This is a genomic window from Variovorax sp. 01T439_2 (assembly GCF_056398445.1).
In genome coordinates this window covers 1-4,981 of sequence record NZ_JBFTPJ010000400.1, presented here as the reverse complement: position 1 = coordinate 4,981, position 4,981 = coordinate 1, and the positions used below count along the sequence as shown (strand labels likewise).

The 4,981-nt window shown below is 69.3% G+C and carries 6 protein-coding genes; 2 read left to right on the top strand and 4 right to left on the bottom strand.

What is annotated here, in order from left to right:
• Positions 1 to 46: 46 nt before the first annotated feature.
• The 3 genes from AC1DOC_RS18705 to AC1DOC_RS18695 form a co-directional block, all read right to left on the bottom strand.
• Positions 47 to 241, bottom strand: coding sequence for a DUF2783 domain-containing protein (locus AC1DOC_RS18705; RefSeq protein ID WP_012745453.1), 195 nt, complete (start codon positions 239 to 241; stop codon positions 47 to 49).
• Between the two features lie 8 nt (positions 242 to 249).
• The gene (locus AC1DOC_RS18700) at positions 250 to 1,887 is read right to left on the bottom strand and encodes an FAD-dependent oxidoreductase (RefSeq protein WP_478130253.1); all 1,638 of its coding nucleotides are present in this window, start codon (positions 1,885 to 1,887) and stop codon (positions 250 to 252) included.
• 138 nt (positions 1,888 to 2,025) lie between these two features.
• Positions 2,026 to 2,985 carry an MBL fold metallo-hydrolase gene (locus tag AC1DOC_RS18695; RefSeq protein ID WP_478130252.1) on the bottom strand — a complete coding sequence of 320 codons (960 nt, stop codon included), beginning with the start codon at positions 2,983 to 2,985 and terminating at the stop codon, positions 2,026 to 2,028.
• A gap of 145 nt (positions 2,986 to 3,130) precedes the next feature.
• Here AC1DOC_RS18695 and AC1DOC_RS18690 point away from each other — a divergent pair, with 145 nt between their 5' ends.
• The gene (locus tag AC1DOC_RS18690) at positions 3,131 to 3,994 is read left to right on the top strand and encodes an IclR family transcriptional regulator (protein ID WP_027730063.1); all 864 of its coding nucleotides are present in this window, start codon (positions 3,131 to 3,133) and stop codon (positions 3,992 to 3,994) included.
• The gene (locus tag AC1DOC_RS18685) at positions 3,991 to 4,740 is read left to right on the top strand and encodes an SIR2 family NAD-dependent protein deacylase (protein WP_027730062.1); all 750 of its coding nucleotides are present in this window, start codon (positions 3,991 to 3,993) and stop codon (positions 4,738 to 4,740) included. The genes AC1DOC_RS18690 and AC1DOC_RS18685 overlap by 4 nt, the downstream gene beginning before the upstream one ends.
• A 10-nt stretch (positions 4,741 to 4,750) precedes the next feature.
• On the opposite strand, the gene AC1DOC_RS18680 is transcribed toward AC1DOC_RS18685, so the two are convergent.
• Entirely contained in the window at positions 4,751 to 4,972 is a 222-nt protein-coding gene (locus AC1DOC_RS18680; protein WP_478083688.1) for a hypothetical protein, read from the bottom strand.
• Positions 4,973 to 4,981: the final 9 nt, after the last annotated feature.

The following is a 4,981-nucleotide window of genomic DNA, read 5'->3' as shown; positions in this document are numbered from 1 at the left end:
GTCATGGTGTTCTCTTTCGAAAATCAGGGCGAGAGCCGGCCCGTGTTCAGCTGCCGCGCGCGGCCTCGAAGGCCTCGCGCAGCACGGCCAGCGATCCGATGTGGTTGGCCAGCACGAGCACGAGCCGCGCATTGAAGGCGTGGCTCTCCTCGGTGGAAAGCCCCTGGTGCGCCTCGATCAGCGCCTCGTAGAAATCGTCGGGCGCTTCGAGGTTCGGTGCGGTGATCAGTTGTTGTTGCATGGTGGTCCTCATGCCTTGGCCAGTGCGCGGCCGATGGCTGCGCGGATGTTTTCTGCCGTGGGTTGCCGCCAGCGCGCGCACACATGCTGGTCGGGCCGCAGCAGGTAGACGGTGCCGGGCTGCGCGTCGTAGCGCTGCACGGCGAGCTCGCCTGCGGGCGTTGCGCCTTCCACGCGCACCACGTGCAGCGGAAGGTCGCAGGCCTTCAGCGCCTGCAGGCTGCGCTCGGCCGCTTCGTCAGTGCCGAACAGCAGCGCCGTGAACTGCGCCACATGGCATTCGCGCAGCAGCCAGCCGCTGCTGCCGTCGGCGCGCACGATGGGCGCATCGGCCGCCGCGGCGCCGGGCACCATCGCCCCCGCAAACACATCGGCATCGGGCGTGTTGAGCGGCGAATCGCGCAGCACCGCGGGCAACGAGAGCCGCCCGCTGTTGACCAGCGTGCGCGCGAAGGCGTGGCGCTTGGTGAGCTCCAGCACCGCGTCGCGGAACAGCCGGCTCACTTCGCTCTTGGGCGTGATGAAGTCGGTGGCGCGCGTGGAGTGGCGGATGTTCTCGTCGGCCGCGTATTCGCGCTCGCTCGCATAGCTGTCGAGCAGCGCGTCGGGCGCCTCGCCCTGGAGCACGGCCGCGAGCTTCCAGGCGAGGTTGTCGGCGTCCTGCACGCCCGAGTTGGCGCCGCGCGCGCCAAAGGGCGACACGCCATGCGCCGAGTCGCCCGCGAACAGCACGCGGCCGTGGCGGAAGCGCTCCATGCGCTGGCAGGCGAAGGTGTAGACGCTGGCCCAGCCGATCTGGAACTGCACGCCATCGAAGCCGATGCTGTCGAGCAGCGCGCGCACCCGCGGCGTGATGTTCTCGGGCTTGCGCTCTTCCACCGGGTCGGCGTCCCAGCCGAGCTGGAAGTCGACGCGCCACATGCCGTCGGCCTGCTTGTGCAGCAGCACGCTCTGGCCGGGGTGGAACGGCGGGTCGAACCAGAAGCGCCGCTCCGTCGGAAGCTGGGCATCCATCGTGATGTCGGCGATCAAAAAGCGGTCGCGGAAAGTGCGGCCCTTGGCTTCGAGGCCCATCAGCTGCCGCAGGTTGGAGCGCGAGCCGTCGCAGGCGCCGACGTAATCGGCAGCCAGCTGGTAGCTGCCTTCGGGTGTTTCGACAGTCAGCAGCGCGCCGTCATCGCGCGGCTCGATGCCCGTGACCTTGTGGTTCCAGCGCAGGTCGATCAGCGGCAGGGTGGCGGCGCGCTCGACGAGGTAGCCCTCGACGTAGTACTGCTGCAGGTTGATGAAGGCCGGGCGCTCGTGGCCGGGTTCGGGCAGCAGGTCGAAGCGGTAGACCTGCTCGCCGTGGAAGAACACCTTGCCCACGTGCCACGACACGCCCTTGTCGACCATGCGGTCGCCGCAGCCGAGGCGGTCGAACACCTCGAGCGTGCGCTTGGCGAAGCAGATCGCGCGCGAGCCGCTGGACAGCGTGTTGTCGTTGTCGAGCAGCACCACCGGAATTTCGCGCAGCGCCAGGTCGATGGCCAGCGTGAGGCCGACCGGGCCGGCGCCGACGATCACCACCGGGTGGCGGGCGGSCTTGGACGCGTCCTGGTCGGCATGGCGCCTGTAGTCGAAGCGCAGGCTTTGATAGTCGATCACGTGTTGTCTCCGTGTCTTTGTATTGCTTTGCTCCTTCCCCCTCCGGGGGAAGGCTGGGATGGGGGCTGACTGCGCTCGTTGCGGGCGCCGCGTGCCCCCACCCCAGCCCTCCCCCGGGAGGGGAGGGAGAAAAACCGGTCAGCCCTCGAGCGCCTTCCACATCTCGATGTCGCGCTCGGCCGTCCASAYGCGCGGGTCGGCATGGCCCGAGGCCTCGTCGTACGCGCGGCTCACGTCGAAGGGCATGCAGTGGTCGAAGATCACCCACTGGCTGTACTTGGGCTTGAGCTTGGCGTAGGTGTCCTTGTAGACCGTGTTCAGGTCGCGGCCGGCCTTCACGCCTTCCTGCACGCTCGCGTACACGTCGGAGATGAAATTGCGCGTGCCGGCCAGGCCCTCGGCCACTTCGGCCGGCGTGGTGAGCGCGGCGCCGCGGCCGGGCACCAGCGCGGCGGGCTTGAGCGCGGCGATGTTGTCCAGCGTCTGCGGCCAGTCCTGGAAGTAGGCGTCGCCCGCATACGGCGTGGCGCCGAACTCGACCAGGTCGCCCGACAGCAGCGTGCGCTCCCCGGGCAGCCAGACGACGGTGTCGCCCTTGGTGTGGCCGCGGCCCAGCTGGATCAGCTGCACCTCGAGCTTGCCGAGCCACAGCGTCATCTTGCCGGTGAAGGTCATGGTGGGCCAGGTCAGGCCCGGCGGCACGGTCTCGACGTTCTGGAACAGGCGCGGGAAGCGGCCGATCTCGCTGGCCTTGTCGGCTTCGCCGCGCTCGACGATCAGGTCGCGCGTGTCCTGGCTGGCCAGGATGTGCTCGGCACCGTAGCCGGCCGCGCCCAGCACGCGCACCGCGTGGTAGTGCGTGAGCACCACGTACTTGATCGGCTTGTCGGTCACTTCGCGGATGCGGCGCACCACGTCGGCCGCCATGGCCGGCGTGGCCTGGGTGTCGGCCACCAGCACGCAATCGTCGCCGATCACGATGCCGGTGTTGGGGTCGCCCTCGGCCGTGTAGGCCCAGGCGTGCGCCGAGATCTGGCTGAAGGTGATCTTCTTCTCTTCCATGTCGGCCTGGCTGGCGAACTTCTTGGCTTGGCTCATCGTGTGTCTCCGTCGGGTGGATCGAAATTTGAGTTCGTCTAAAGCAAATGAATTTGCGGTTAACGAATTCCTGGAGTGTAAGCCCGAGATCAGTTCATGTCTAATCCCTTCTTCATGAACGAACAACCAGACGCCAAGGCGGGCCATGGCAGCCAATGACAACGACCGCGCCGCCCAGCGCGGCATCCAGAGCATCGAAGTGGGTGGCCAGCTGCTGCGCGCGCTGGTGCACCACGGCCGGCCGATGGCGCTGAAAGACCTGGCGCGCGAAGCCGACATGACGGCCGCCAAGGCCCATCCGTACATGGTGAGCTTCGGGCGGCTCGGCCTGATCGAGCAGGACCGCGCCAGCGGCCACTATCTGCTCGGCCCGCTGGCCTTGCAACTGGGGCTCATCAGCCTGCAGCAGGCCGACCCGGTGCACATTGCGACGCCGCTGATTGCCGAGGTGGCGCAGCGCATCGGCCACACGGTGGCGCTCGCGGTCTGGGGCGCGCGCGGCGCCACCATCGTGCGCACGGCCGAATCGCCGTCGCCGGTGCACGTGAACATGCGGCACGGCACGGTGTTCTCGCTCACCAACACGGCCTCGGGCCGGGTCTTTGCCGCCTACCTGCAGGCCGATGCGGTGCGGCAGCTGCTCGACGCCGAGCGCCAGCGCCAGAAGCAGCGCAAGGCCGGCGAAGAGCCGCCCGCGGCCGGCATGCCGCCGCAGCCGCCGCTGCCTTCGTGGAGCGAATTCGAGCGCCAGCTGCAGGAAGTGCGCACGCACGGCATCAGCCGCTCCGAAGGCGAGGTGATCGAGGGCGTGAGCGCCATGGCGGCGCCGGTGTTCGACCACACGGGCGCCATCGTGCTGTCGGTCACGGCCATCGGCCCGGCCGCCATCTTCGACACCGCCTGGGACGGCGAAATCGCACGCGCGCTCAAGGCCTGCGCGGGCACGGTGTCCGCGCGGCTGGGCGCAACGTCTGCCGGAAGAAAGGCTTCCGCACCGCTGGATCCATGAGCAGCCTGGGCACCGCTTCTTCTTCCACACCGCCCGTCGAATCCGCCATTGCCCTGCTGGGCGGCGCCCGGCGCATCGCCGTGCTGTCGGGCGCGGGGCTGTCCAAGGCCTCGGGCATTCCGACCTACCGCGACGCCGACGGCCTCTGGATGAACCAGAACGCGCTGCAGTTCTCCCACGCCGAAGACCTGCAGCGCGACCCCAAGGGCTTCACCCGCTTCTGGGCCCGGCGGCTTTCCACCGTCGAGGCCGCGCAGCCGAACCCCGGCCATGCGGCGCTCGCACTGCTGCAGCGGCTGCGCCCCGCCACGCGGCTCATCACGCAGAACGTCGACGGCCTGCTCTCGATCGCGGGCGGGCTGGACGTGCTCGAACTGCACGGCTCGCTGCGCCGCTGGCGCTGCGACCACTGCGGCAACCGCCGCGGGCCCTGGCCCTTTCACCGCTGCATGCGCTGCGCCTCGCGCGCCCGGCCCGACGTCGTGATGTTCGGCGAGATGCTGAACCCAGGCGTGCTGCACGACGCGCAGGTGGCGGCGCAGGAATCGGACGTGTTCATGGTGGTCGGCAGCACGGCGGTGGTCTACCCGGCGGCCGAGCTGCCGCAGCTGGCGATGTCGCGCGGCGCGCGGCTGATCACGCTCAACATGGAGCCGCTGCCGCAACTGGACGCGGCGGCGGCGGTGGTTTTGCGCGGCGCGGCGGAGGTTCTTCTGCCGCGGCTCCTGGCGGGGATCGGCGGCTGAGGGCTCGCGCTCAGCCCTTCTTGCCCCCGAGCAGCACCAGCGCCCCGCCCACCACGATGGCGGCCACGCCGGCCCAGGCCGGGAAGTTGACCTGCTGCTTTTCCTTCACCGAGAACTCCAGCGGCCCCAGCTTGGCCTGGTGCGTTTCCTTCGTGAAGCTGAAGCCGCCGAGGCCGAGGCCCGCGATGCCCGCGACGATGAGCAGGATGCCGATGATGCGTGTGGCGTTCATGGTGGGGTC